Source organism: Mixta gaviniae, from assembly GCF_002953195.1.
Lineage (GTDB): Bacteria > Pseudomonadota > Gammaproteobacteria > Enterobacterales > Enterobacteriaceae > Mixta > Mixta gaviniae.
On record NZ_CP026377.1, the window covers coordinates 4,293,050 to 4,318,271 of the forward strand.

At 57.7% G+C, this 25,222-nt stretch carries 24 protein-coding genes; 7 read left to right on the top strand and 17 right to left on the bottom strand.

Translation table 11 applies throughout. The annotated features are described in order from the left end of the window. Positions 1–40 precede the first annotated feature (40 nt). The gene (fre, locus tag C2E15_RS20080) at positions 41–742 is read right to left on the bottom strand and encodes an NAD(P)H-flavin reductase (RefSeq protein ID WP_104958844.1); all 702 of its coding nucleotides are present in this window, start codon (positions 740–742) and stop codon (positions 41–43) included. A 39-nt stretch (positions 743–781) separates the two neighbouring features. Beyond that, positions 782–2,266 carry a 4-hydroxy-3-polyprenylbenzoate decarboxylase gene (gene ubiD / locus C2E15_RS20085; protein ID WP_104959243.1) on the bottom strand — a complete coding sequence of 495 codons (1,485 nt, stop codon included), beginning with the start codon at positions 2,264–2,266 and terminating at the stop codon, positions 782–784. A gap of 359 nt (positions 2,267–2,625) precedes the next feature. Here ubiD and rfaH point away from each other — a divergent pair, with 359 nt between their 5' ends. Next, positions 2,626–3,114, top strand: coding sequence for a transcription/translation regulatory transformer protein RfaH (gene rfaH / locus C2E15_RS20090; protein WP_104959244.1), 489 nt, complete (start codon positions 2,626–2,628; stop codon positions 3,112–3,114). A gap of 28 nt (positions 3,115–3,142) precedes the next feature. Here the strand turns inward: rfaH and tatD are convergent, their stop codons facing one another. The 9 genes from tatD to udp all read right to left on the bottom strand — a co-directional run bounded on the left by tatD (position 3,143) and on the right by udp (position 11,314). Further along, on the bottom strand, positions 3,143–3,922 hold the full coding sequence (gene tatD, locus C2E15_RS20095; protein WP_104958845.1) for a 3'-5' ssDNA/RNA exonuclease TatD: 780 nt from the start codon (positions 3,920–3,922) through the stop codon (positions 3,143–3,145). Between the two features lie 81 nt (positions 3,923–4,003). After that, positions 4,004–4,762, bottom strand: a complete 759-nt coding sequence (gene tatC, locus C2E15_RS20100; RefSeq protein ID WP_104958846.1) for a Sec-independent protein translocase subunit TatC — start codon at positions 4,760–4,762, stop codon at positions 4,004–4,006. Continuing rightward, positions 4,752–5,435 (bottom strand): Sec-independent protein translocase protein TatB, encoded by a 684-nt coding sequence (tatB, locus tag C2E15_RS20105; protein ID WP_104958847.1) that lies wholly within the window; start codon positions 5,433–5,435, stop codon positions 4,752–4,754. Before tatB ends, tatC begins: the two co-directional genes overlap by 11 nt. A 3-nt stretch (positions 5,436–5,438) precedes the next feature. Then, positions 5,439–5,690: a Sec-independent protein translocase subunit TatA gene (gene tatA / locus C2E15_RS20110; protein ID WP_104958848.1), complete on the bottom strand. Its 252-nt coding sequence runs from the start codon at positions 5,688–5,690 to the stop codon at positions 5,439–5,441. 128 nt (positions 5,691–5,818) lie between these two features. Then, positions 5,819–7,456 (bottom strand): ubiquinone biosynthesis regulatory protein kinase UbiB, encoded by a 1,638-nt coding sequence (gene ubiB, locus C2E15_RS20115; RefSeq protein ID WP_104958849.1) that lies wholly within the window; start codon positions 7,454–7,456, stop codon positions 5,819–5,821. Beyond that, positions 7,453–8,058 carry a ubiquinone biosynthesis protein UbiJ gene (ubiJ, locus tag C2E15_RS20120; protein WP_104958850.1) on the bottom strand — a complete coding sequence of 202 codons (606 nt, stop codon included), beginning with the start codon at positions 8,056–8,058 and terminating at the stop codon, positions 7,453–7,455. The genes ubiB and ubiJ overlap by 4 nt, the downstream gene beginning before the upstream one ends. 12 nt (positions 8,059–8,070) lie before the next feature. Then, positions 8,071–8,826 carry a bifunctional demethylmenaquinone methyltransferase/2-methoxy-6-polyprenyl-1,4-benzoquinol methylase UbiE gene (gene ubiE / locus C2E15_RS20125; protein WP_104958851.1) on the bottom strand — a complete coding sequence of 252 codons (756 nt, stop codon included), beginning with the start codon at positions 8,824–8,826 and terminating at the stop codon, positions 8,071–8,073. Between the two features lie 75 nt (positions 8,827–8,901). Further along, positions 8,902–10,449, bottom strand: coding sequence for a DNA recombination protein RmuC (gene rmuC, locus C2E15_RS20130; protein WP_104958852.1), 1,548 nt, complete (start codon positions 10,447–10,449; stop codon positions 8,902–8,904). A 100-nt stretch (positions 10,450–10,549) separates the two neighbouring features. Beyond that, entirely contained in the window at positions 10,550–11,314 is a 765-nt protein-coding gene (gene udp, locus C2E15_RS20135; RefSeq protein ID WP_104958853.1) for a uridine phosphorylase, read from the bottom strand. 277 nt (positions 11,315–11,591) lie between these two features. Here udp and C2E15_RS20140 point away from each other — a divergent pair, with 277 nt between their 5' ends. Next, entirely contained in the window at positions 11,592–12,428 is an 837-nt protein-coding gene (locus C2E15_RS20140) for a dienelactone hydrolase family protein (protein ID WP_104958854.1), read from the top strand. 40 nt (positions 12,429–12,468) lie between these two features. Here C2E15_RS20140 and metE read toward each other — a convergent pair whose 3' ends face one another. Continuing rightward, positions 12,469–14,739, bottom strand: a complete 2,271-nt coding sequence (gene metE, locus C2E15_RS20145; protein ID WP_104958855.1) for a 5-methyltetrahydropteroyltriglutamate--homocysteine S-methyltransferase — start codon at positions 14,737–14,739, stop codon at positions 12,469–12,471. Positions 14,740–14,969: 230 nt separating this feature from the next. On the opposite strand from metE, the gene metR reads away from it, so the two are divergent. Then, on the top strand, positions 14,970–15,893 hold the full coding sequence (metR, locus tag C2E15_RS20150; protein WP_104958856.1) for an HTH-type transcriptional regulator MetR: 924 nt from the start codon (positions 14,970–14,972) through the stop codon (positions 15,891–15,893). A gap of 177 nt (positions 15,894–16,070) precedes the next feature. Next, positions 16,071–16,319 (top strand): hypothetical protein, encoded by a 249-nt coding sequence (locus C2E15_RS20155; protein ID WP_104958857.1) that lies wholly within the window; start codon positions 16,071–16,073, stop codon positions 16,317–16,319. A 45-nt stretch (positions 16,320–16,364) separates the two neighbouring features. Here C2E15_RS20155 and C2E15_RS20160 read toward each other — a convergent pair whose 3' ends face one another. Continuing rightward, the gene (locus tag C2E15_RS20160) at positions 16,365–17,210 is read right to left on the bottom strand and encodes a carboxylate/amino acid/amine transporter (RefSeq protein ID WP_104958858.1); all 846 of its coding nucleotides are present in this window, start codon (positions 17,208–17,210) and stop codon (positions 16,365–16,367) included. A gap of 561 nt (positions 17,211–17,771) precedes the next feature. Here C2E15_RS20160 and glpT point away from each other — a divergent pair. Continuing rightward, positions 17,772–19,127 carry a glycerol-3-phosphate transporter gene (gene glpT, locus C2E15_RS20165; protein WP_104958859.1) on the top strand — a complete coding sequence of 452 codons (1,356 nt, stop codon included), beginning with the start codon at positions 17,772–17,774 and terminating at the stop codon, positions 19,125–19,127. Beyond that, positions 19,124–20,179 carry a glycerophosphodiester phosphodiesterase gene (glpQ, locus tag C2E15_RS20170; protein WP_104958860.1) on the top strand — a complete coding sequence of 352 codons (1,056 nt, stop codon included), beginning with the start codon at positions 19,124–19,126 and terminating at the stop codon, positions 20,177–20,179. The genes glpT and glpQ overlap by 4 nt, the downstream gene beginning before the upstream one ends. Before the next feature lie 91 nt (positions 20,180–20,270). On the opposite strand, the gene C2E15_RS20175 is transcribed toward glpQ, so the two are convergent. The 3 genes from C2E15_RS20175 to pldB all read right to left on the bottom strand — a co-directional run bounded on the left by C2E15_RS20175 (position 20,271) and on the right by pldB (position 23,291). Next, a complete protein-coding gene (locus C2E15_RS20175; RefSeq protein WP_104958861.1) occupies positions 20,271–20,831 on the bottom strand; it encodes an Ail/Lom family outer membrane beta-barrel protein in 561 nt (186 codons plus the stop codon). 618 nt (positions 20,832–21,449) lie between these two features. Next, the gene (gene yigL / locus C2E15_RS20180) at positions 21,450–22,250 is read right to left on the bottom strand and encodes a sugar/pyridoxal phosphate phosphatase YigL (protein ID WP_104958862.1); all 801 of its coding nucleotides are present in this window, start codon (positions 22,248–22,250) and stop codon (positions 21,450–21,452) included. Between the two features lie 48 nt (positions 22,251–22,298). Then, a complete protein-coding gene (gene pldB / locus C2E15_RS20185; RefSeq protein ID WP_104958863.1) occupies positions 22,299–23,291 on the bottom strand; it encodes a lysophospholipase L2 in 993 nt (330 codons plus the stop codon). 100 nt (positions 23,292–23,391) lie between these two features. Here pldB and rhtB point away from each other — a divergent pair, with 100 nt between their 5' ends. After that, positions 23,392–24,015 (top strand): homoserine/homoserine lactone efflux protein, encoded by a 624-nt coding sequence (gene rhtB, locus C2E15_RS20190; RefSeq protein ID WP_104958864.1) that lies wholly within the window; start codon positions 23,392–23,394, stop codon positions 24,013–24,015. A gap of 460 nt (positions 24,016–24,475) precedes the next feature. On the opposite strand, the gene rhtC is transcribed toward rhtB, so the two are convergent. Further along, the gene (rhtC, locus tag C2E15_RS20195) at positions 24,476–25,102 is read right to left on the bottom strand and encodes a threonine export protein RhtC (protein WP_104958865.1); all 627 of its coding nucleotides are present in this window, start codon (positions 25,100–25,102) and stop codon (positions 24,476–24,478) included. Positions 25,103–25,222 lie beyond the last annotated feature (120 nt).

Consider the following 25,222-nt stretch of genomic DNA (forward strand, 5'->3'; position numbering starts at 1 on the left):
TTTTTTTATGCCGGACGCGGCGCAGGCCGCGCACCGTTGGTCAGATAAAGGCGAAGGCGTCGCCGTAGATCTGCGCTTCCTGCGCGCCGCGTTCGGCACAGAAACGCTCCCGGGCAATCTTAGCCATCTCGAAACGGCCGGCGATATAGATATCATGCTCGCTCAGCGAACCGAAATCCTGCATTACCGCCGTCAGAACGGTGCCGCTGCGCCCCTGCCATGCATCCTGCGGCTGCTCCACGACCGGTACCACTTTCAGGTTGGGATGCCGTACTGCCAGCGCTTTCAGCTCTTCAAGATCGTACAGGTGATGGCTTTCGCGGCCGCCCCAGTAGATCGCGATATCGCGATCCGGCTGCTGCGCCAGCGCGGTCAGCAAAATAGAGCGGGCGTAAGAGAACCCGGTGCCGCCGGCGATCAGGATCATAGGACGGTTGCTCTCTTCACGCAGCCAGGCGTCGCCGTGCGGAATATCCACCACGATTTCACGCTGCTGCTGAATGCGCTCCATCACCGCCATCGCATAGAGGTTCAGTTCAGAGGCGCCGATATGCAGCTCGATGATATCTTTTTCCATCGGCGTCGAGGCCAGAGAGAACGGGCGTTTATCGCGCTCGTCCATCACCACCATCAGATACTGGCCAGCGCGGAAGGAGAAATCCGCTTCCGGCACCAGGCGTACGCGATAAACGGTGTCGGTAATCGCCTCCACCGAAGTCACTTTACAGCTTAACGTTGTCATGCGTTCCCTCTGTCGGGTCGTCATTCGTAATTTGCTTCGTCAGCGTGACGGCAAATCGTTAAAAATTCCCAGCCGATCCCAGATGGCATCGACGCGCGCCGTTACTGCCGGATCTTTCACGATCGGACGGCCCCATTCGCGCTGCGTTTCGCCCGGCCATTTGTTGGTGGCGTCCAGACCCATTTTAGAGCCCAACCCCGATACCGGCGACGCGAAATCCAGGTAGTCAATCGGCGTGTTTTCGATCAGCACCGTGTCACGCGCCGGATCCATACGCGTAGTGATCGCCCAGATAACATCGTTCCAGTCGCGAGCGTTGACATCGTCATCGCAGACAATCACAAACTTGGTGTACATAAACTGACGCAGGAAGGACCAGACGCCCATCATCACGCGCTTGGCGTGCCCGGCGTACTGCTTCTTCATGGTCACCACCGCCAGACGATAGGAACAGCCTTCCGGCGGCAGGTAGAAGTCGACGATCTCCGGGAACTGCTTAATCAGGATCGGCACCAGCACCTCATTCAGCGCCACGCCCAGCACCGCCGGCTCATCCGGCGGACGGCCGGTATAGGTCGAATGGTAGATGGCGTTGCGGCGCTGCGTAATGTGCGTCACGGTAAACACCGGGAAGTTATCCACTTCATTATAGTAGCCGGTATGGTCGCCATACGGCCCTTCCGGCGCCATGTCGCCCGGCTCGATATAGCCTTCCAGCACGATCTCTGCGCTGGCCGGCACTTCCAGATCGTTTGACAGGCACTTCACCACCTCGGATTTGGTGCCGCGCAGCAGTCCGGCGAAGGCATATTCCGACAGGGTATCCGGCACCGGCGTCACGGCGCCGAGGATAGTGGCAGGATCGGCACCCAGCGCCACCGCAACCGGGAAACGCTCGCCGGGATGCGCTTTGCACCACTCCTGATAATCGAGCGCGCCGCCGCGATGAGAGAGCCAGCGCATAATCAGACGATTTTTGCCGATCACCTGCTGTCGATAGATGCCAAGATTCTGCCGCTCTTTGTGCGGGCCACGCGTGACCGTCAACCCCCAGGTGATCAGCGGCGCGGCATCTTCCGGCCAGCACTGCATCACCGGGATACGCGACAGATCCACCTCGTCGCCCTGCCACACCTGCTCCTGACACGGCGCGCTGCGCAGCCGTTTGGTCGGCATGTTCAGCACCTGCTTAAACTGCGGCATTTTATCGAACAGATCGCGGAACCCCTTCGGCGGCTCCGGCTCCTTAAGAAACGCCAGCAGCTTGCCCACTTCACGCAGCGCGCTGACCTCCTCCTGCCCCATGCCCAATGCCACGCGCTTCGGCGTGCCGAACAGGTTGCACAGCACCGGCATATCATAGCCTTTGGGATTTTCGAACAGCAGGGCCGGGCCGCCGGCGCGTAGGGTGCGATCGGCGATCTCGGTCATCTCCAGAATGGGATCGACCTCCAGCGTTATACGTTTTAACTCGCCACGCTGTTCAAGCAGCGTAAGGAACTCGCGTAAGTCGTGGTATTTCATCAGATTCATTATTCAGGCCGCGGAATCAGCCATTATAGGGAGGATTCAACGGCGATGCTGAGGTTTGTGTGCGTGCCGCCTGCAGGAAAACGGCACCTGTATCGCAAGCCGGTGGACGAGGCTTTTCTTTTTTGTTAACAGCTTGCGTTGCGAGTCTGAACCACCGACGCGGGCTTCGTCAATTTGCAATTCCGTAATTTACGCCATTCGGGCCAGGGAAAACTGTAGTTTGCCGTATGTATGCTGTGGATAAGCGTGGAAAAAAAGCGCGGCAGAAGGGCGCTGGCGCCGCGCGATCTCGCTATCGCTCTGAAAGCAGTTTTGCTATTCTTAGCCTTCAATAATTGGAAAGTGACATTATGGAATCCTGGTATCTTCTCTACTGCAAACGTGGTCAGTTATTACGCGCTAAAGAGCATCTGGAACGGCAGGCGGTACATTGCCTGAGCCCGATGATCGCCATGGAAAAAATTGTGCGCGGCAAACGAACCACGGTAGAAGAACCGCTGTTTCCCAACTACCTTTTTATTGAATTCGATCCGGAAGATATTCATACCACCACTATCAGCGCCACGCGTGGCGTCAGCCATTTCGTGCGCTTCGGCAACCAGCCGGCGATCGTCCCGCTGGATGTCATCGACGCGTTGCGCACCGGCACGCCGGAAAGCATGGTCGATCCCGATACGCCCTGCCCCGGCGACAAAGTAGTGATTATTGAAGGCGCGCTGGAAGGGCTGGAAGCGATCTTTACCGAGCCTGACGGCGAGGCGCGCTCCATGCTGCTGCTTAACCTGTTAAATAAACAGGTTAAGCAGAGCGTTGAAAACGGTGCCTTCCGCAAAGCCTGATACGCCCCTCACGCGCCTTTGCTTTACCTTACAGACGGAACAGACGCCGGCTGTTGGCGTCGGTTTGCTGCGCCAGCCAGGCAGCATCCTCGCCGCGCCACAGCGCTACCTGCTGCAGAATGTGCGGTAAAAAGCAGGGTTCGTTGCGTCGCGAGGTTGGACGCGGGCGCATATCGCGCGGCAGCAGCCAGGGGGCATCCGTCTCCAGCAGCAAGCGGTCTGCCGGGATCTGCGGCAGCAGTTCGCGTAGCGTCATGCCGCGCCGTTCGTCGCATACCCAACCGGTGATGCCCACCGACAACCCCATCGCCAGGCACTCCGCCAGCTCCTCCGCCGTTCCGGTAAAGCAATGCACTACCGCGCCGGGCAGATGCGCGATCCAGGGCTTCAACACCGCGACGAAGCGCTCATGGGCGTCGCGGCAGTGCAGGAACACGGGCATTTGCAGCTCCGCCGCCAGCGCCAGCTGCGCGTCGAACGCATACTCCTGCTGCTCGTGCGCGGAAAAGTTGCGGTTAAAATCCAGCCCGCATTCGCCGATGGCGACCACCTGCGGGTATTCCGCCAGGCGGCGCAGCGTCGCGGCGGTATCCGCCGACCATTCGCTGGCATGATGAGGATGAACGCCGGCCGTCGACCAGCAAAAATCAGGATGACGCTGCGCCAGGCTCTGCGCCTGTTGGCTCTCCAGAGCGTTGGTGCCGGTAATCAGCATGCCGGTGAGGCCTGCTTCGCGCGCACGCGTCACAACCTGTTCACGATCTTTCGCAAACTGCGTGCTGGTCAGGTTTACACCGATATCAAACATGGTATGTCCTGAAAATGTTAACCGCCCGAATGGGCGGTTAGCGATGAATGTTCCCCGCGCTGGCGGGCCCTGCGTGAAACGTCAGGCGCCGTTATCTTGCTCTTCTTCGCGATCCTGACGTCCTTTGCCTACATAGAAGCGCGAACAGAATACGCCAACCTCAAACAGGCAGTACATCGGAATAGCGAGCAAAGTTTGCGAAAAAACATCGGGCGGAGTCAGCAGCATACCGACGACAAAAGCGCCGACCAGCATATAAGGGCGCTTCTGACGCAGCATTTCAGGCGTGGTGACGCCGGTCCAGCAGAGCAGCACAATGGCGATCGGCACTTCGAACGCCACACCGAAGGCCATGAACAGCGTCATGACGAAGTCGAGATAGCTGGTGATATCGGTCGCCATGGTGACGCCCTGCGGCGCAGTTTTGGCGAAAAAGCCAAACGCCATCGGGAACACCACGAAATAGGCGAATGCCACGCCGATATAGAACAGCATGGTGCTGGAGAACAGCAGCGGCATAACCAGACGTCGCTCATGGCGATACAGCGCCGGCGCGATAAAGGCCCAGATCTGGTAAAGGATGACCGGCACCGCCAGAAAGACGGAGACGATAATGGTGAGCTTAATCGGCGTCAGAAACGGCGAAGCCACATCGGTGGCGATCATACTGGCGCCTGCCGGCATCTGCTTAATCAGCGGCTCAGATACCAGCTGGTAGATATCGTTTGAGAAATAAACCAGCGCAAGAAAGATAGCCAGCACGGCGATGATGCAGTTAAGCAGCCGTTTACGTAGCTCGATCAGGTGGCTGATAAGCGGTTGGGTATCTTCAACGGCCATGTTCGTCATTCATCGTTGGTTGAGAAAAAGAGGCGGGCTTTTCAGCGGCGGCCGGCGCGGCGGCGGCCTGACCAGCAGGCGCGGCGGGCATCGCACTTTCCGCTTTCGCGGCCGGTTCTACAGGCTTATGCGCCGGCTTGTCGATGGACTGCGCTTGCGGCGCGACGTCATTCATCGGCTTCTGCGCCGGGGCGCTGGCCTGATGCGCCTCGGCGGAAACCGGCGCGGCGTTCGTGTCCGTCGCGACGGCCTGCGGCTGCTGCGTCGGCGCGCTGGCCTGATGGTCGGCGCTGCCGGGTGTGACGCCGGTATGCTCGTCCTGCGGCTTGATCAGCGGATTATGAATGGTGTGCGCTTCGTCATCAGCCTGCTCATTTTCGCCCAGATAGGAACGACGCATCGAGTCCGCGGTTTTACGCAGCTCCTCCATCGATTCCTTCAGCTCCGGCGACAGTGAGTTCTTGCTGGCCTGCTCGACCTTCTTCAGGCTGTCCTGCAGTTCCTGCAGTTTTAACTCCTGCGCCAGCTCATTCTGGACGTTGGCCGCCAGCGATCGCATTGCGCGGATCCAGCCGACGACGGTTTTCACCGCTATCGGCAAACGCTGCGGACCCAGCACCACCAGCCCGATGACAAACACCAAAACCAGTTCGCTAAAACCTATGTCGAACACGTTTTATACCTGCTCTTTATCTTTTTTGGCCTCTTCTTTATTTGTCGTGGTCGCCTGCTTATCCGCCAGCGGCCGCGTATCAAATTCAGCATCCTGCGATTTGTGCGTCTCTTTGTCGTCATCGCCCATCGCTTTTTTAAAGCCCTTGATCGACGAACCTAAATCGGAGCCGAGGTTACGCAGTTTGTTGGTACCGAAAAGAAGAACCACGATCACGGCAATGATGAGTAACTGCCAAATACTGATACCGCCCATGAGAATGCCTCTGATAAAAAGAAGTGTGAAAAACGAGTGGAGAGGCAGTATACCTCAGCTTATGGGCCAGTGACGATGCGTAAGCCCGTCGCCCTGGCCCATCAGCGCGATTTTACCTTTCCTGACAATCAGCGCGCGCGCCGCCAGCCGACCAGCCAGGCACAAAAGCCGGCGACGATCATGATCGTCGGCGTCGCTTCCAGGTCCGGACGGGTGATCAGCAGCGCCGTACCGCTTAGCAGCAGCGCGGCGCCGATGCCAAACAGATAACGCGACTGGTGCTGCCGTTCACGCTGCTCGCTCAGTTCATTCGCCAGGCGATCGACGCTAAGCTGCAGGCGCTTATGCTGACGCATGCTGTCATAGAAGAGATCCGGCAGCTCTGGCAGGCGCTCGGCCCAGAACGGCGCTTTCTCTTTCACCGAACGGATAATTGCCGGAATGCCCACCTGATCTTTAATCCACTCTTCAAGAAACGGCTTCGCGGTTTTCCACAGATCGAGCTGCGGATAGAGCTGGCGCCCTACCCCTTCGATATAGAGCAGCGTTTTCTGCAACAGCACCAGCTGCGGCTGCACTTCCATATTGAAGCGGCGCGCGGTGTTGAACAGGTTCAGCAGCACATGACCAAAGGAGATTTCCGCCAGCGGTTTTTCAAAAATTGGCTCGCAGACGGTGCGAATGGCGAATTCGAAATCTTCCACGTTGGTGTCGGCCGGCACCCAGCCGGAATCGACGTGCAGCTCGGCCACTTTGCGGTAGTCGCGGTTGAAGAAGGCGATAAAGTTTTCCGCCAGATAGCGCTTATCTGCCTTGTTCAGCGAGCCGACGATGCCGCAGTCGATGCCGATATAGCGCGGATCGTGCGGATGTTCGTAGCTGACGAAGATGTTGCCAGGGTGCATATCGGCATGGAAGAAGCTGTCGCGGAAAACCTGGGTGAAGAAGACCTGCACGCCGCGCTCCGCCAGCAGACGCATATTGACGCCATGCTGCTTCAGCGCCACCACATCGTTGATAGGAATGCCGTAAATGCGCTCCATCACCAGCATCCCTTCGCTGCAGTAGTCGGAATAGACTTCCGGCACGTAGAGCATATTGCTGTTTTCAAAGTTGCGGCGCAGCTGAATAGCGTTTGCCGCTTCGCGCAGCAGGTTCAGCTCATCAATCAGGGTTTTTTCATAGTCCGCTACCACTTCAACCGGACGCAGGCGACGGCTGGCCGGCATCAGGCGCGGCAGCCAGCGGGCCAGGCGATAGATCAGGCGCATATCCGCCTTGATCACCGGCAAAATATCGGGACGAATAACTTTGATCACCACCGCTTTGCCGTTCTCTTTCAGCGTCGCGGTATGCACCTGCGCAATGGAAGCAGACGCCAGCGGCGTGATGTCGAAATCATCGAACCAGGATTCAACCGGGCCGCCGAGCGATTTTTCAATCTGCTCTTTGGCGCGCGCGCCGTCGAAAGGCGCGACGCGATCCTGCAGGATCGCCAGCTGATCGGCGATCTGTGGCGGAAAGAGATCGCGGCGGGTAGACATCATCTGCCCGAACTTGATCCATACTGGCCCCAGCTCTTCCAGCGCCATGCGCAGACGCACGCCCAGCTCCAGATCTTTATGACGATTGGGCAGCCAGAAAACGCCGCGGCGCCAGAGACGCAGCGGCAGCGTAATACGCAGGCGCGGGATCAACTCATCCAGGCCGTAGCTGAGGAAAACTTTGATGATGAAATAGAGGCGGCGAATTTCTCCGGGCGTCATTTCGCCTCCAGCTGTTGCAGTCGTTGTTCAAGTTGACCGGCCTGGCGCTCCAGCGCCTCGACCTCTTCGCCATACCAGGCCATCTCCAGCGAACCCGGCGCCACGCGCCACTCTTCGGTGAGGGTTTCCGTCAGATAGCGCTGCTTGCGCTGGATATCGCCGCGCAGCAGCTGAAAGCCGCGGCGGGCGACATTGCTGATCCCCTGCGCGACAATGTCGCCAGTCCAGGGGGCAAGATATTCAGCCGGGTCGAGTTCCGCCATATCCACCAGCGCGGAAAACTGCTGAACCACCTGCAGATCGCCTTTCACCTCCAGCTCGCCGCTGCGGATCATGCCGGTCAGCTGTTGGCGGTCGCGCAATTTCGGCAGCAGCGAAAGACGGGTTTTCACCGTACAGTCGCAGCGATCTTGCCAGTCGCCCAGCACATCGACCTGTAGCTCGCTGAACACCAGCGTAATGGGCTGCGCCAGCTCAGCTAACCGAAGCTGCAGTACACGGCCATTCAGGCGCTGGCGGGCCGCTTTCAGCCCGCGATCGCGATAAAGAATTCGATTCAGTGCGGTCTCCAGACCGGCGGTTAACAGCGGGGTTAACGTCATTCGCTTTCCTGCTTAAAACTTGAACCCGCGGTGCAGAGCGACAATCCCGCCCGTCAGGTTATGATACGTTGTGTTTTCGAAACCGGCATCCATCATCATCGACTTCAGCGTCTCTTGATCGGGATGCATGCGGATCGATTCCGCCAGATAACGGTAGCTTTCGGCATCTTTCGCCACCAGCTCGCCGATACGCGGCAGCACATGGAATGAATAAGCGTCGTACACTTTGCTCAGAGGTTCCAGTACCGGTTTAGAAAACTCCAGCACCAGAAGACGTCCGCCCGGCTTCAGCACGCGGAACATGGAGGCCAACGCCTTCTCTTTTTCCGTGACGTTGCGCAGGCCGAACGAGATGGTGATACAGTCGAAATAGTTGTCCGGGAAAGGCAAGGCTTCGGCATTCGCCTGCACATAACTGACGTTGCCGATCACGCCGCTGTTGCGCAGCTTTTCGCGGCCCATCTGCAGCATGGAACTATTGATATCCGCCAGCACTACCTGTCCGCTCTCACCGACCAGGCGGGAAAATTTCGCCGTCAGGTCGCCGGTGCCGCCGGCCAGATCCAGCACGCGCTGTCCGCGGCGCACGCCGCTGCAGTCGATGGTAAAACGTTTCCAGATACGATGGATCCCCATCGACATCAAATCGTTCATCAGGTCATATTTCGCGGCCACGGAGTGAAAGACTCCCGCTACCATGTCCGCTTTTTCGTCTTTTGCTACGGTACGAAAACCGAAATGTGTCGTTTCCCTGGATTCATCTGCCATGTGCTTCACCTGCTCCACAATCAAATATCTTTGCAGTGTAACAGAGTCCCCGTAGTCAGGCACGTTAGCCCGGCGTTATTCATTGATCCGCCGAACGCTGTCATGCCAGGCCGCGGCGCCCTGCTCCGACGCGCTTTCCGTCGCGTCCGGGCTCTCATTCTCGTCATCCGGCAGGGCGCTTTCCGGCAGCGCCTGCTCCACCAGCCGGGGGTTGATGCCGCGCTTTATTTCCACGCCTAAATGACGAAAGCTTTCGCTCTGGGCGATCAGGTTGCCGCGCCCTTCCGACAGTTTTTTCATCGCCTGTCGGTAGCTCTCCTGCGCCCGATCGAGATTCTGTCCCATGCCGGTCATATCGTCGACAAACAGCCGCATTTTGTCATACAGCCGGGCGGCGCGATCGGCGATGCGCTGGGCGTTGCGGCTCTGATGTTCATAACGCCAGAGGTTATTGATGGTGCGCAGTGCCACCAGCAGCGTGGTCGGGCTGACCAGCATGATATTGTGCTTCAGCGCCTCGCTGATCAGCTCCGGCTGACGATCGATAGCCAGCAGAAACGCCGGCTCTATCGGGATAAACATCAACACATAATCGAGCGATCGTAAACCGGGCAATTGTTGATAATCTTTACGGCTTAACAGACGGATATGGCCGCGAATTGCCGTGATATGTTCATCTATCGCCTGATCGCGCGTCACCTTCTCCTCTGCGTTGAAGTAACGCTCATAGGCGACCAACGTCATTTTGGCGTCGATAACCACATCCTTGCCCTGCGGCAGGCGCACAATCACATCTGGCTGCATGCGGCTTTGCGCATCAACCTGAATATTGACCTGGGTTTCGTACTCATGCCCTTCCCGCAGGCCGGAAGCTTCCAGTACGCGGGTCAGCACCACTTCCCCCCAGTTGCCCTGGGTTTTATTGTCGCCCTTCAACGCGCGGGTAAGGTTAATCGCTTCCTGTGCCATCTGCGCATTAAGCTGTTGCAGGTTGCGGATTTCATGCGCCAGCGTATGACGCTCGCGCGCCTCCTGGCCAAAGCTCTCCTGCACCTGACGCCGGAAGCCGTCGAGCTGCTCGCGCAGCGGCGCGATCAGGCCGTTCAGGCTCTGCCGGTTCTGCTCATCAACGCGGCGGCCGCTCTGTTCAAAGATGCGATTGGCGAGGTTTTCAAACTGGGCGCTGAGGCGCTGCTCGCTGTTGGTCAACAGACGCTGCTTCTCTTCGGCGGCAAGACGGGTTTCTTCAAGACGAATGGTGACTTCGCGCAGCTCCGCTTCCTGGGCGCTGTTGACCTCCAGCTGATTGCGCAGCTCGCGGCTCAGCTGGTCGCATTCATTGCGCCAGTAGTCGAAATGCTGCAGTTTCTCCTGGGCGGCGGTAAGTGCGCCGTGCAGCTGGCGCAGCTCTTTTTCGCGCTGCTGTAGCTGTAGCTGCTCGCTCTGGCACTGCTGTCGCAGCTGCGCTTCCTGCTGCTGCGCCTGCGCCAACGCCTGCTCCAGCAGGCGGCGCTCGGTCTCCTGCGCGGCCTGCTGCTGCAGCGCGCGGAAATGCGCGAACAGCCAGCCCGCCAGCCCGCCGGCCAGCGCAAAACTGACGCCGACAATCAGTTGATTATCCACCGCACCCTCTTCTTCCCGCTGCAAACAGAGCAAAGGTAGAGGCGCGCTGTAGGAATGTCCACACAAAAAAATGGGCCGACGCGCTGTCGACCCTGAACGGTTACGCCAGCAGGCGGCGCGCCGCGTCAACCACGATGGCGACCGCATTGCTTTCGGTCTGCTTCATGGTCGCGGCGTCCGGGATCTCTTTCTGCGTGCGGTTCACGATCACGCCCGCCACCATGCCGGCACGCAGGCCCTGGCTGGCGCACATGGTCAGCAGCGTGGCAGATTCCATTTCATAGTTCAGCACGCCCATCTGTTGCCACTCTTTCATCGAGCCCTGGAAGCGGCTGACGACACGGCCGGAATAGGTGTCGTAACGCTCCTGCCCCGGATAGAAGGTATCGGAAGAGGCGGTTACGCCGATATGCGGTTCAGTGCCGGCAGCTTTCGCCGCTTCTACCAGTGCGGTAGTACAGGCGAAATCGGCGACGGCGGGAAACTCCATCGGCGCGAAATGCAGGCTGGCGCCGTCCAGGCGAACCGCCGCGGTGGTCACCAGCACATCGCCGACCTTAATATCGGGCTGAATGGCGCCGGTGGTGCCGACGCGCAAAAAGGTGCGAATGCCCAGCTGCGCCAGCTCTTCCACGGCGATTGAGGTAGAAGGGCCGCCAATGCCGGTAGAGCAGACGATCACCGCTTTGCCGTCCAGCTCGGCGCGCCAGCTGGTGAATTCGCGGTGCGAAGCGAGCGGCTGCGCATTATCCATCAGCGCGGCGATCTTTTTTACGCGCTCAGGATCGCCCGGCACGATAGCCAGCGTGGCGCCCTGCAGGTCCGCTTTGGTAAGTCCTAAATGAAACACATCTGACTGGGCCATACTTCCTCCTGAGAAAATCGGTTAATCGCGCTACTTTACGGGATGCCCCGCGAAAAATATGTGAGATAAATCACCGGCAAAAATGAAAGTTACATTTTCTTGAGAAAACAATGTGATAAAAATCACATTAAAACCTTATCCGTCACCCCTTTGCTACAACTTGCTGTGTCTGTTTATCCGGCAGAATGTTAAAGAGATGTGAGATATGCAGACCGGAGAGCCTTGCTGATTTTGGCTATAGTTACCGGATTGCGCTAATAGCAGCACGGAGAGAACAATGAAAACCGAAGACAATTTGGCTCAGAAAGAGCGTAATCGCGGGTTCGCTCCTGCGGCGGCGCCCACAGCTTCCACCACCATCCTTACCGATAACGACGCCATTCAGGGCGGCGAGACCACCATCAACACGCAGGGCGAGAATATGCCCGCCTGGTATGCCCGGCCGAAAGAGGCGAACGGACCGCTGCCGGTAGTGCTGGTGGTACAGGAGATTTTTGGCGTCCATGAGCATATTCGCGATATCTGTCGCCGTCTTGCCGCCGAAGGTTACCTGGCGGTGGCGCCGGAACTCTATTTCCGTCAGGGCGATCCCGGCGAATACAGCGATATCAAACAGTTGCTGGAAGAGCTGGTCAGCCAGGTGCCTGACGCGCAGGTGCTGGCGGATCTTGATCACGTCGCCAACTGGGCGGCGCGTCACGGCGGTGATATGCGCAATATGGCGATTACCGGCTTCTGCTGGGGCGGGCGCATTGTCTGGCTCTACGCGGCGCACAATCCGCAGCTGAAGGCGGGCGTCGCCTGGTATGGCCGTCTGGTGGGCGAAAAAAGCATGAAGCAGTCAAAGCATCCGGTTGATATCGCCGTCGATTTGAATGCGCCGGTACTGGGGCTGTATGGCGCGAAAGATGAAGGCATTCCGCTGGAGAGCATTGAAACCATGCGTCAGGCGCTGAATGCAGCCAACGCTACGGCGGAGATCATTGTTTACCCCGACGCGGGGCACGCGTTTAATGCGGATTACCGTCCCAGCTATCACGAAGAATCGGCAAAAGATGGCTGGCAGCGCATGCTGGCGTGGTTCCATCAGTACGGCGTGAAACCGAATCGCTAACAAAAAAGGGGCGCAACGCGCCCCTTCTCCTCCTGCCTGCTTAGGCGTTTTCTTCACGCAGCTTGCGCGCCGCCTGCACCATGTTGGCCAGCGCCAGACGGGTTTCAGTCCAGCCGCGCGTCTTCAGGCCGCAGTCCGGGTTCACCCACAGACGTTCTACCGGAATACGTTTCGCCGCCTTGCGCAGCAGCGCTTCAATCCACTCGACGTCAGGCACGTTCGGCGAGTGAATGTCATACACGCCCGGGCCGATTTCGTTCGGATAGTCGAACTCTTCAAACGACTCCAGCAGCTCCATATCGGAACGCGAGGTTTCGATGGTAATCACATCGGCATCCAGCGCGGCGATGGAATCCATGATGTCGTTAAACTCGCAGTAACACATATGGGTGTGGATCTGAGTATCGTCCCGCGCCACGGCGGCGTTAAGACGGAAGGCGTCCACCGCCCAGTTGAGATAGGCCGCCCAGTCTGATTGGCGCAGCGGCAACCCTTCGCGCAGCGCCGGTTCGTCAATCTGGATAATGCCGATGCCCGCCTGCTCCAGGTCCGCCACTTCATCGCGCAACGCCAGCGCGATCTGTTTGGCGATGGTTTCACGCGACACATCCTCACGCGGGAACGACCAGCACAGGATGGTTACCGGACCGGTCAGCATGCCTTTTACCGGCTTGTCGGTCAGCGACTGGGCATACTTCGCCCACTCAACGGTAATCGCCTCCGGACGGCTGACGTCGCCGATAATCACCGGCGGCTTCACGCAGCGTGAGCCGTAGCTCTGCACCCAGCCGTTCTGGGTAAACACGAAGCCATCGAGATGCTCGCCGAAATATTCCACCATGTCGTTGCGCTCCGCTTCGCCATGCACCAGCACATCCAGCCCCAGACGCTCCTGCTCGACGATCGCCTGCTTAATATGCTCGGCGATGCCGGTGCGGTAGTGATTACTGTCCAGACGGCCCTGTTTGAAATCGAGGCGCAGGCCGCGAATTTCGGTGGTCTGCGGGAAGGAGCCGATTGTGGTGGTCGGCCAGGCGGGCAAATTAAAGCGCTGACGCTGCGCTTTGGCGCGCTCAGCGTAGCTGCTCTGACGCTCGCTATCTTTTGCGCTGATGGCTGCCAGACGCTGCGCCACGGCGGCATTATGTACGCGCGTTGAGCTGCGGCGGGCACGGATCGGCGCGCTCCAGGCTTCCAGCGAGGCGGCGTCGTTGTTATTCAGCGCCTTGCTCAGTAGCGCCAGCTCGCCGCACTTCTGCAGGGCGAACGAGAACCAGCTTTTCACTTCATCATCCAGACGGGTTTCTGTGCTGAGATCGATCGGGCTGTGCAACAGCGAGCAGGAAGAGCCAATCCAGAGCTGTTGACGCTGCGCCGCCAGCGGCTGCAGCCGTTCAAACCAGCTACTCAGGTCGGCACGCCAGACGTTGCGGCCGTTGATCACGCCAAGCGACAGCAGCCAGGCGGCAGGCAGCTGCGCGTTGAGCGCCGCGGCGTCATCTTTGCCGTGAACCAGATCGACATGCAATCCCTGCACCGGCAGTTCACGGATGGTTTCGATATTCTGGCCGATGCTGTCGAAGTAGGTAGTCAGCAACAGCTTGCTATGACCCTGCAGCGCCTGATAAGTGGGCTTAAAGGCTTCCAGCCACGCCTGCGGCAGCTCCAGCACCAGTGCAGGCTCATCAATCTGCACCCATTCGATATCGCGTTTCGCCAGCTCGGCCAGCACCTGCTGGTAAACCGGCAGAATGTCGTTCAACAGGCTCAGACGATCGAACTGCTCGCCTTTCACCTTACCCAGCCACAGGTAAGTGACCGGGCCCAGCAGCACCGGCTTCACTTTATGGCCCAGCGCCAGCGCTTCGTCCACTTCATCCAGCAGCTGCGTCCAGCTTAAACGGAACTGCTGCCCTTTCGTGAACTCCGGCACCATATAGTGATAGTTGGTGTTAAACCATTTGGTCATTTCCGCCGCTGCCGCCGGTTCGCCGGTTGGCGCGCGGCCACGGCCGATGCGGAATAGCGTATCCAGATCGACGGAGCCGTCACTGTTCTGATGACGCGCCGGCACGTTGCCCAGCAGCAGGCTGGTGGTCAGCACATGATCGTACCAGGCGAAGTCGCCCACCGGCACGATATCCACACCGGCGTCTTTCTGCTGCTGCCAGTGACGCGCACGCAGCTCGCGGCCGACCGCCAACAGATCTTGCTGGCTGCTGTTACCGGCCCAGTAACTTTCCTGCGCTTTTTTCAGTTCGCGGCGCAGGCCGACGCGGGGAAAGCCGAGCGTATGGTTCAGAATAGTCATGCTGTTTCTCCATCGAAATTCATTAATGTGGCCTGACAGCGCGGTCAGTTTACGTGCGGCCAGGCGAAGCAACCGGGGCGACCCTCTGTTCGCAGATGGCGAACCCTGCCCAAACGTAAAATGACCATCGGTTAAGATGTTTAGCCGTCCAGATGTTTACACCGCTATAATCTGCAGGTACTGTATATTCCTCAAGCGCAAATTGTTCATTATCGATGTGAAGGACTCTCATGATCGAAATCAGGCACCTGCGAACGCTGCAGGCTCTCAGGCATACCGGCTCTCTGGCCGCGGCGGCGGCGCAGCTTCACCAAACACAGTCGGCGTTATCTCATCAGTTCAGCGATCTGGAGCAGCGCCTCGGTTTTCGCCTGTTTGTGCGCAAAAGCCAGCCGCTGCGCTTTACGCCGCAGGGCGAGATCCTGCTGCAGCTGGCGGAGCAGGTGCTGCCGCAGATCCAGCAGGCGCTACAGGCCTGTCATGAGCCGCATCAGACCACGCTGCGCATCGCCATTGAGTGCCACAGCTGCATTCAGTGGCTGACGCCGGCGCTGGATACCTTCCGTCAGAGCTGGCCGCAGGTAGTGATGGATTTCAAATCGGGCGTCACCTTCGATCCGCAGCCTGCGCTGCAGCAGGGCGAGCTGGATGTGGTGCTGACTTCCGATATCCTGCCGCGCAGCGGGCTGCACTATTCGCCGATGTTTGATTTCGAAGTACGCCTGGTGCTGGCGCCGGATCATCCGCTGGCGCGCGTCGGCGTGATTACGCCGGAAGATCTGGCGCAGGAGGTGTTAATGATCTATCCGGTGCAGCGTCAGCGTCTGGATATCTGGCGTCATTTCCTGCAGCCGGCCGGGGTCAGCCCGACGCTGAAAAGCGTCGACAATACGCTGCTGCTGGTGCAGATGGTAGCGGCGCATATGGGCATCGCCGCCCTGCCACACTGGGTAGTGGAAAACTTTGAGCGTCAGGGGCTGATTGTGACCAAGACGCTGGGTGACGGCTTGTGGAGCCGTCTCTACGCGGCGGTCAGAGATGGCGAACAGCGTCAGCCGGTTACCGACGCGTTCATCCGCTCTGCGCGTCAGCACGCCTGCCAGCACCTGCCTTTTGTACGCGATGCCTCGCGGCATCCGCTGCCGGTCAGTTAACCCGCCGCCCGGCGCCTGCCGTTTCCTTCCCGGCAGGCGCCATTCCTCCCTCGTCCGGTTAAAGGCATTTAATTAAAGGCTGATTCTTAATGAATTGACCCTTTAATCTCAAAAAGCATAATTCCTTCGGGGAAACGCTTTCCCCGATATGGAAATAACCACCATGAGGGATTAAAGATGAAAGAATTATCCGTTACTGAGGTTCAGGCAATCAGCGGCGCGGGCAAAATTCAGGATTGCCTCTCTGCCGTTTTTAGCGATTTGTTTAATGACGCCACGCGTTTTCTGAATAACGTTTTCGGCCTGGGCTATGAGGCGGAGAGCGCGCAGCAGGCGGGTCTCGATTTTGGCAGCCGTCTGGGAAAAAACCTTGAAGAGCGCCTGACCGGTCTGCTTGCCGATATCCAGAATAAGGTTATTGGCTAATTAAAAGTGTGCCGGACTCAGGATTGAGCCCGGTACTTTTTTATTTCAGCGCACCCAGCGACGATGGATCCATAATGAGGCGACAATTAATCCGCCGCCGACAATAAAGGGCGGCCAGTCCGGCTGCTGCTGCCAAATCGCCAGATTCACCAACAGTCCTGCCGGCACATGCATATTATTCATAATACCCAGCGTCCCGGCGTCCACCTGCGTCGCGCCATAGTTCCACATAAAATAGCCCAGGCCGGAAGCCGCCACGCCCAGCCACAGCAGGATCCCCCATTGCAGATGGGTGGTTGGCAATTTCTGCGGGTTGCCCCACAAAAACCAGGCGACGATCGCCACCAGCACCGCGCCGATATAGAACCAGGAGAAAGCGGTGTGCTGCGGCATCGGTCGCGTCTCCTGTAAGCGCTTATAACCCACCATACCGACAGCGAAGCAGAGGTTGGCGAGCTGCACCAGCACCAGGCCGGTCCAGAAATGCTCGCTCAGCTGGTCATAGCGGATAATCGCGGCACCGGCCACCGCCAGCAGCGCGCTGAACGCGTAGCCGATACGCACGCCGCGCCCGCTGAGCAGATCATATATCAGGGTGACATAGAGCGGCGTCATCACGGTAAACAGCAGAAACTCCGGCACGCTCAGGTAGAGATAAGCCTCAAAACTCAGCAGATACATAATGCCCAGCTGCAACATGCCGACCAGCATATAGAGCAGCAGCGTCGAAGCGCGATAGCCACGCCAGCGCAGGAACGGCAGAAAGACCAGCGCCGCCAGCGCCAGGCGCACCAGCACGGAGAAAACGCTGTCCACCTGCCCCGCCAGATAAACGCCGATCAGGCTGAACGAGAAAGCCCACAGAATGGTAGTAATAATCAGTAATGCCACAGTTGATGTCCCCAGGCTAAACAGGCGGCTATTGTAGCGGAATGTTCGTGACGCCTGGCGACTTCGTGGTTGACATCTGATTATTAACCAGGCAACCAGGCGTAGGGTAGCCCTATGCCCGGCAATGGCGTAAAGCAGCACCTGCTGAATCTCAGCGGGTATGTTAAAGCCAGGCCAGCTGCCTGTCGGCGACGGGCGGCGACGGGATTAAAGCGGCGGCGGAAGTATAGCGGCAACGGGATTAAAGCGGCGCTGGCGGGATGTCGGCGGCAAAGTTAACCTCATGCCGCTTCCGGTTAGCGACGCCATAAAAGCGGAGCCCGCGTTTTCGTCGATGCCATTCTTAAACCGTCGCCCGCTGCGCGTCTGGGGCCGACGCGCCTTTTTGTGACATCGGTTACAACACTCTGTCATAAAACTGTAACATTTGCGCCTTGTCTCACAGTCAATTTTGCCTCCAGCCTCTATCCTTTGCGCGAAATAGAACATTGGGCCGGGAAATGGCCCTTTTCGCTCATTTCATGCGTGTTTAAAAACATTCTCGCCTCTGGAGGCCTTTTCATGCTTAGCATTTTTAAGCCAGCACCACATCAACCCCGCGTGGCGGCGGATCGCACCGATCCTCTTTATCGCCGGCTGCGCTGGCAGATCTTTATCGGCATCTTTTTTGGCTACGCCGCCTACTATCTGGTACGTAAAAATTTCGCCCTCGCCATGCCTTACCTGGTGGAACAGGGCTTCTCACGCGGCGATCTCGGCTTTGCCCTTTCCGGCATTTCTATCGCCTACGGCTTTTCGAAATTTATTATGGGCTCCGTTTCCGATCGCTCGAACCCGCGTGTGTTCCTGCCTGCCGGGCTGATTATGGCGGCTCTGGTGATGCTGGTGATGGGCTTTGTTCCCTGGGCGACCTCCAGCATTATGATCATGTTCGCGCTGCTGTTTCTTTGCGGCTGGTTTCAGGGCATGGGCTGGCCGCCGTGTGGGCGTACGATGGTTCACTGGTGGTCGCAGAAAGAGCGCGGCGGTATCGTTTCGGTCTGGAACTGCGCGCATAACGTCGGCGGCGGCATTCCGCCGCTGCTGTTTTTGCTCGGCATGGCCTGGTTTAACGACTGGAAGGCTGCGCTTTATATGCCGGCATTCGGCGCGATTATCATCGCACTGATCGCCTTTGCGCTGATGCGCGACACGCCGCAATCGTGCGGTCTGCCGCCGATTGAAGAGTATAAAAACGACTATCCGCCCGACTACAACGCACAGCACGAGCAGGAGCTGACGGCAAAGCAGATCTTCATGCAGTACGTGCTGCCCAACAAACTGCTGTGGTATATCGCGCTGGCTAACGTTTTTGTCTATCTGCTGCGTTACGGCATTCTTGACTGGTCGCCGACCTATCTGAAGGAAGTGAAACACTTCGCGCTGGATAAATCCTCCTGGACCTACTTCCTCTACGAATACGCCGGCATCCCCGGCACGCTGCTGTGTGGCTGGATGTCGGATAAGGTATTTAAAGGCAACCGCGGCGCGACCGGCCTGTTTTTCATGGTGCTGGTCACTATTGCCACCGTGATTTACTGGCTTAACCCGGTCGGCAATCCCGGCGTGGATATGGCCTGTATGATCGTTATCGGCTTTCTGATTTACGGCCCGGTAATGCTTATCGGCCTGCATGCGCTGGAGCTGGCGCCGAAGAAGGCGGCGGGCACCGCAGCGGGCTTTACCGGTCTGTTTGGCTATCTTGGCGGCTCGGTGGCGGCGAGCGCCGTGGTCGGCTATACCGTCGATTATTTCGGCTGGGACGGCGGCTTTATGATTATGATCAGCGGCTGCGTGCTGGCGGTGTTCCTGCTGCTGCTGACTATGCTGAGTGAAACCAGGCACAAGCGGCAGATGCAGCGTGAGGGCGAAAAATGAAAGCAAAACGGTTAATCGCGACGGCGCTGCTTGCCGCCGCCTGCGGCGTTAACGCGCAGCATCCTGACAAGATAGTTATCGCGCACCGGGGAGCCAGCGGCTACCTGCCTGAACATACGCTACCCGCCAAGGCGATGGCCTACGCGCAAGGCGCAGATTTTCTTGAACAGGATCTGGTGATGACCAAAGACGATCGGCTGGTGGTGCTGCACGATCACTATCTCGATCGCGTCACCGATGTCGCTGAACGTTTTCCCCGGCGCGCGCGTAAAGATGGCCGCTATTACGCTATCGACTTTACGCTGGCGGAGATCAGGAGCCTGAATTTCACCGAAGGCTTTAAGCTGGAGGATGGCAAAAAGGTGCAAACCTGGCCGGGCCGCTTCCCGATGAATCAATCCTCTTTTCATATTCACACCTTTGAAGAGGAGATCGAATTCGTTCAGGGGCTGAATCACTCTACCGGCCGTCATATCGGCCTCTATCCTGAAATTAAAGCGCCCTGGTTTCATCATCAGGAGGGCAAAGATATCGCCAGCGCGGTATTGCAGACCCTCAAACAGTACGGTTACCGCGGCCGCCAGGATAATGTCTGGCTACAGTGCTTCGATTTTAATGAGTTAAAGCGCATTAAAACCGAGCTGGCACCGAAGATGGGCATGGATCTGCGGCTGGTGCAGCTGATTACTGAAACCGATGAGCATGAAACGGAAGAACTGCGCGACGGCAAATGGGTGAACTACAGCTATGACTGGATGTTTAAACCGGGCGCGATGAAGGAGCTGGCGAAATATGTGGACGGCATCGGGCCGGATTACCATGAGCTGTTCAGCGCCGACTCCAGACCGGGCGCGATTCATCTGACGCCGCTGGTGCAGGAAGCGCACGCCAGTCATCTGCAGATCCACCCTTATACGGTGCGCGCCGATCAGCTGCCGGCCTGGGCTAAGGATGTCAATCAGCTGTATGACGCGCTCTATAATCAGGCGCAGGTAGAGGGCCTGTTTACCGACTTCCCCGATAAGGCGGTTAGTTTCCTGCAGCGCCAGTAAGCTTTGTAATGTCAATAAGCCAACCGGCGAGGGAGTGTCCGCCGGTTCGCTACCAAAGTATATTCAGGGGGCCGCTACGGCCCCCGTTTTATCAAAAGCTATAGCCTACGCCGAGAATAAAACCATCGATGGCAGAATCGATATCCTGCCCCGCCTGCGTGCCCTCATAGCCAATATTTACCGAAAGGTTTTCAACAGGGTTGATTATCACGCCGGCGCCATAGGCGAAACTGTAGGCTTTCGCGCTATCGCTGGCATGCAGGGCATAATTTCCGTCCCGGCTGGTCAGGGAAGCGTTAACATCCGCTTTGCTATGCGCTACGCCGCCCAGCGCATAGAGCGAGATATATTCATTGATGCGATACGCCGGGCCAGCCAGCAGGGAAATATAGCGGGCCTCGATCGTCTCTTTCATCTGGTTGCCGGAATAGCGGTAATGATCCGTCTCATCGCCCTTCATCCAGCTAAAAGAAGCCAGGACGCTTAGCGGCGAAAAATTTTCATAGCGGTACTGCAGATTAAAGCCGCGAATATGTTTAAACCCCTCTACGTAGCTTTGCGCATAGCCTGCCGATAGCGTATGGATATTGGCAAAAGCGGCGCCGCTGGTCATTGAGGACGCCAGTAAAAGTGCCAGAGTCATTTTTTTCATTTTGAATTCCTTATCAGTAAATAAAAACGCGCTTAAAAGATAACAAGCGCGGCTACCACATCATGCGCCGTAGAGCCGGCGCTTTCCTGCCCGCAGGTAAACAGACGGGCCGGATGATTTAGTCAGCGGCTATCGCCATTGATGAAATAGCGCATCCTGCTTTCGCTATTTTAATGCATTGTTTTACGTCTGACGGTAAAACGGGCGGAGAATATCCGTCGTGTATTCCGATAAAATAAAAACCATATCGCTAAAAATAGGCGCGACCGCTTCAGTTATTTTATAGTCCGGAAAAGCGCCATAAAAACTCCCGGCACCCGATAAATTAAGTATACTAAAGGGAAAGCGCTATAAACGCCCACCAATAGTTCCTGGCCATTCATTTAATAAAGAAGTACTAATAAATTAATTATTCGCAGACAAATAGAATAGACATCCGCTGCTCAGCTCAGCCTTATTTTATCTAATCTAAACGCTATTTGCCCGGACAGGCTTGTTGACTATAACGCCATTTACAGAAAGCCTGCAAGACATTAACCCTGCTATTATTTGATAAGGGTCAGGAAGATGAATTAATGAAAGAAACAGGCGGCCGCAACCGGCCGCCTTTAACGACTCTCAGGCGAGGAACAGCTGACGCAGGGTGCGCGGCACCGCATCTTCGGCGTTGCTGCCGATCACTTCCAGCTCCGGCAGTAGATCTTTCAGGCGCTGATGCGCGTTGCGCATAATGTAGCCTTTGCCGGCCATGATCAGCATCTCTTTATCATTCATGCCGTCGCCGAAGGCGATAGAGGATTTTAGCGAATAACCCAGCAGCTTCGAGACCTCTTCCAGCGCGTGGCCTTTCGACACCCCGCCCGCCATGACTTCCAGACAGGTGGGGAATGAGAAGCTGACATTCACCCGATCGCCCCAGCGCGCCACAATCGCCTCTTCCAGCGGCAGCAGCTTTTCCGCGTCGTCGCAAATAAAGAAGACCTTGCTAATGCCGTCGGTCGGCAGCAGGCCCGGCTGATAAACCTGGTAAGTGAACACCGATTCACGGAAATAGCGCTCTTCTTCCGGATGGTGACGGTTCAGGAACCACTCATCGTCACGGTAAACGTTGGTCAGAATATCGGGATCGTCATACTTCAGCGCATAGAGATCGCGGGCGATATCTTCATCAAGGTTGTGGCTGAAAATCAGCTCGCCGGCGGTGTTATGCACGCGCGCGCCGTTGGAGGTGATCATATAGGCTTCGATTTCGAGGTTATCACGCATCTGAGAAACATCGACGTGATGACGGCCGGTGGCGAAAACGAAATGGACGCCGCGCGCTGTCAGCAGCCGGAGCGTTTCTTTGGTGTAGGGCGTTAAGCGATGATCGGGAGAAAGCAGGGTGCCATCCAGATCGGAAGCGACAACATGGTACATGCAAACCTCTGGTATCGAAGAGAGTGGTAACGTTCTGAGTGGTGCAATTTAATCATGCCGCTCGAAAAAATTGACGATGGCATGTAAAGCTTCGGCGCGCATGGCGTCTTTTTCAAACAGGATCTCGTGACGCGCGCCGTCAATCACATAAGGCTTGCCGCCTTCGCAGGGATGACCGGCGGCCTGCATCGCCGCGCAGAAGAGATCCTGCGAGCGGTTATCTACCACTTTGTCATCCCCGGCCTGCAGCAGCAGCAAAGGCGTGGCGATGGTCGCCGCCTTGCCAAGAATATTTTGCCCCGCCTGGATGCCTTCCCGTACCCAGTGATAGGTGGGGCCGCCGACCCGAATCGCCGGATCGTCCGCGTAAAAGCGCAGGTTGCGTTTATAGCGTTCGCGGCTGTGCGTTAGCGTGTTCATGCTGAACGGCCGCGCGCGCCAGCGGCCGGTTCCCAGCGCATAGCCATCGCGCATCGCCGGACGCTTTTCCGCCCAGTCAAGAATGCGGTGCGCCATCCAGGCGGGCATCGGCAGGTAAATGCCGAACATCGGCGATGCCAGTACCGCCGCATTAAACGCCGTGGGATTGCGCGCCAGCAGCAGCGTCAAAATGGCGCCGCCCATAGAGTGCGCCAGCGCATAGCGACGCCGGTAGTGGCCGGCGATCAGCGCTTTCAGGCAGAGCGTTTCTAAATCATCAACGTAGTGTTCGAAGTGAACGACATGACCGCGATGGGCATCTTTCAGCAGCCGGCCGGATCGCCCCTGGCCACGGTGGTCAACAATGACGATATCATAACCGCAGTGCCAGAGGTCATAGGCCAGTTCCGGATATTTAACGTAGCTTTCGATACGCCCCGGCACGATAAGTATCACTTTGTCATGTTGCGGCGATGTGAAGCGCACATAGCGGATCGGGACATTTTCGACGCCGGTGAATTCACACTCTTCACGCTGACGCCAGAAGTCCAGCAGCGGCCCGGTCGCGAAAGCGGCAAACGCCTGTTCCCGTGTTGCCCAGTGTTTTTTATGACTGGTCATGGTTCAACTCCTTTAACCCGCCCGACACTCTGTCGCCGTAGCGCAACCGCTGGCAATGGCGTATTGTGGCATAATTCTGCGCGTTCAGGGAGCGTTACCCATGACTATCGAATGGTGGTTAACTTATCTGTTAACCACCGTAATTCTCAGCTTATCGCCCGGTTCTGGCGCGATTAATACCATGAGTACCGGTATCAGCCACGGCTATCGCGGCGCAACAGCGTCGATCGCCGGGCTGCAGGTGGGGCTGGGGCTGCATATTGTGCTGGTGGGCGTGGGGCTGGGCGCGCTTTTTTCCCGTTCGCTGCTGGCGTTTGAGGTGCTGAAGTGGGCGGGCGCCGCCTATCTTATCTGGCTGGGCATTCAGCAATGGCGCGCCGCCGGCGCGATTGATCTGACGGCGGTTTCCCGCGCGATGCCGCGTCGCCGTCTGTTTCAGCGCGCCGTTCTGGTGAACCTGACTAATCCCAAGAGCATCATTTTTCTTGCCGCGCTGTTTCCGCAGTTCATTATTCCTCATCAGCCGCAGGCGCTACAGTATCTGGTATTGGGCGTGACGACGATTGTGGTCGATATTCTGGTGATGATCGGTTATGCCACGCTGGCGAGGCGTATTGCCGTCTGGATTAAAGGCCCGCATCAGATGAAGTTGCTGAACCGGGTGTTTGGCGGGCTGTTTGTTGCTATCGGCGCGCTGCTGGCATCGGCGCGTCGTGTGGCGTAGCGGTTGACAAGGCGGCGGTCTTGCGGCCAGCGGCTGATCCTATGCTGTCCAACTTCCGGTTAGCGGCTAATGGTATAGCCTCCTTATTCCGGTCAGCAGCTGGTGGTATGGTGCCCAGCCTCCGGTCAGCGGTGGGCAGGCAGTTACGTAAAGACGCCATGAACCGATCCCTGGCGGCTCGGGCGGCGCATCCCTGCGTCGCACGCTTTACTCCACTCTCTGCCCGCCGCTTCCCTGGCTTTGGCGTTTGCCGCCTCCCTGGCTTTGGCGTTTGCCGCTTTCCTGTTTACTTTCAGCCCGCCCCCGCCCGCTTATAGCCGGGCCGCTTACCCTCATTCGGCATGTCATTCGGACAGCGCGCAGCGATGCGCGCGTATAGTAATACATGAGGAAGCGAACACTGCCCGGACGGCAAATCGCCAGTAAACCGGGCCTTTACCGCCAAAGCAGGCGGCCGTCCTCAACGGGACAGGATCAGATGAATACCGAAACCGGCAAACAGCACCCCCGCCATGCCGTCGATCCACTTCGCCATGCGCTGATACTGCCGGCGCATCCACGGCAGCGCGAAGACCGCCGCCACCAGAGTAAACCAGGCGAAAGTTTCACTGATAATCAGCACAAAAAGCCCCCAACGCGTGCTGGTTGCCACATCATCGCCGACAAACAGTGAAAAGACGCTGCCGAAGTAAATTACCGCTTTAGGATTGGAAAGATTGGTCAGAAAGCCTTTCAGGAAGCTGTGGCCCCTTTTCGCCAGCGTCACTGCCGGCTCGGCGCTTTCTGCCGGCTGACGATGCTGGCGATGCGCGGAACGCAGCAGCTGCCAGCCCAGCCAGGTCAGATAAAGGCCGCCGCACACCATAATCACTTCGTGCAGCCATGCCATTTTTTGCAGAATCAGGTGCAGGCCCATTAGCGCCACGCCGGCCCAGATGACAATCCCCAGCGTGATGCCCAGCACGCCCATCATCGCCTCTTTGCGGGAGCGGCTGGCGGCGGTTTGCGAAACAAAAAAGAAATCCGGACCGGGGCTCATCAGTGCGACTAAATGCACTGCGGCAACGGTAAGAAAAAGCGCGAGCATAACAGTTTCCTTGCCGATAAAGAGAGTGAGAAAGCCGGCTGGCTTTTCACGACGCGCATGATTATTACGCTAAATCCCTTTCGGTTCATCTGTTATCTGCGGCGTCATACCACGCCCGGA

Excerpts from the sequence above, each read along its gene's own strand:
- fre (WP_104958844.1), bottom strand. The coding sequence starts at position 742 with ATGACAACGTTAAGCTGTAAAGTGACTTCGGTGGAGGCGATTACCGAC.
- ubiD (WP_104959243.1), bottom strand. The coding sequence starts at position 2,266 with ATGAAATACCACGACTTACGCGAGTTCCTTACGCTGCTTGAACAGCGT.
- rfaH (WP_104959244.1), top strand. The coding sequence starts at position 2,626 with ATGGAATCCTGGTATCTTCTCTACTGCAAACGTGGTCAGTTATTACGC.
- tatD (WP_104958845.1), bottom strand. The coding sequence starts at position 3,922 with ATGTTTGATATCGGTGTAAACCTGACCAGCACGCAGTTTGCGAAAGAT.
- tatC (WP_104958846.1), bottom strand. The coding sequence starts at position 4,762 with ATGGCCGTTGAAGATACCCAACCGCTTATCAGCCACCTGATCGAGCTA.
- tatA (WP_104958848.1), bottom strand. The coding sequence starts at position 5,690 with ATGGGCGGTATCAGTATTTGGCAGTTACTCATCATTGCCGTGATCGTG.
- ubiB (WP_104958849.1), bottom strand. The coding sequence starts at position 7,456 with ATGACGCCCGGAGAAATTCGCCGCCTCTATTTCATCATCAAAGTTTTC.
- ubiJ (WP_104958850.1), bottom strand. The coding sequence starts at position 8,058 with ATGACGTTAACCCCGCTGTTAACCGCCGGTCTGGAGACCGCACTGAAT.
- ubiE (WP_104958851.1), bottom strand. The coding sequence starts at position 8,826 with ATGGCAGATGAATCCAGGGAAACGACACATTTCGGTTTTCGTACCGTA.
- udp (WP_104958853.1), bottom strand. The coding sequence starts at position 11,314 with ATGGCCCAGTCAGATGTGTTTCATTTAGGACTTACCAAAGCGGACCTG.
- C2E15_RS20140 (WP_104958854.1), top strand. The coding sequence starts at position 11,592 with ATGAAAACCGAAGACAATTTGGCTCAGAAAGAGCGTAATCGCGGGTTC.
- metE (WP_104958855.1), bottom strand. The coding sequence starts at position 14,739 with ATGACTATTCTGAACCATACGCTCGGCTTTCCCCGCGTCGGCCTGCGC.
- metR (WP_104958856.1), top strand. The coding sequence starts at position 14,970 with ATGATCGAAATCAGGCACCTGCGAACGCTGCAGGCTCTCAGGCATACC.
- C2E15_RS20155 (WP_104958857.1), top strand. The coding sequence starts at position 16,071 with ATGAAAGAATTATCCGTTACTGAGGTTCAGGCAATCAGCGGCGCGGGC.
- glpT (WP_104958859.1), top strand. The coding sequence starts at position 17,772 with ATGCTTAGCATTTTTAAGCCAGCACCACATCAACCCCGCGTGGCGGCG.
- glpQ (WP_104958860.1), top strand. The coding sequence starts at position 19,124 with ATGAAAGCAAAACGGTTAATCGCGACGGCGCTGCTTGCCGCCGCCTGC.
- C2E15_RS20175 (WP_104958861.1), bottom strand. The coding sequence starts at position 20,831 with ATGAAAAAAATGACTCTGGCACTTTTACTGGCGTCCTCAATGACCAGC.
- yigL (WP_104958862.1), bottom strand. The coding sequence starts at position 22,250 with ATGTACCATGTTGTCGCTTCCGATCTGGATGGCACCCTGCTTTCTCCC.
- pldB (WP_104958863.1), bottom strand. The coding sequence starts at position 23,291 with ATGACCAGTCATAAAAAACACTGGGCAACACGGGAACAGGCGTTTGCC.
- rhtB (WP_104958864.1), top strand. The coding sequence starts at position 23,392 with ATGACTATCGAATGGTGGTTAACTTATCTGTTAACCACCGTAATTCTC.
- rhtC (WP_104958865.1), bottom strand. The coding sequence starts at position 25,102 with ATGCTCGCGCTTTTTCTTACCGTTGCCGCAGTGCATTTAGTCGCACTG.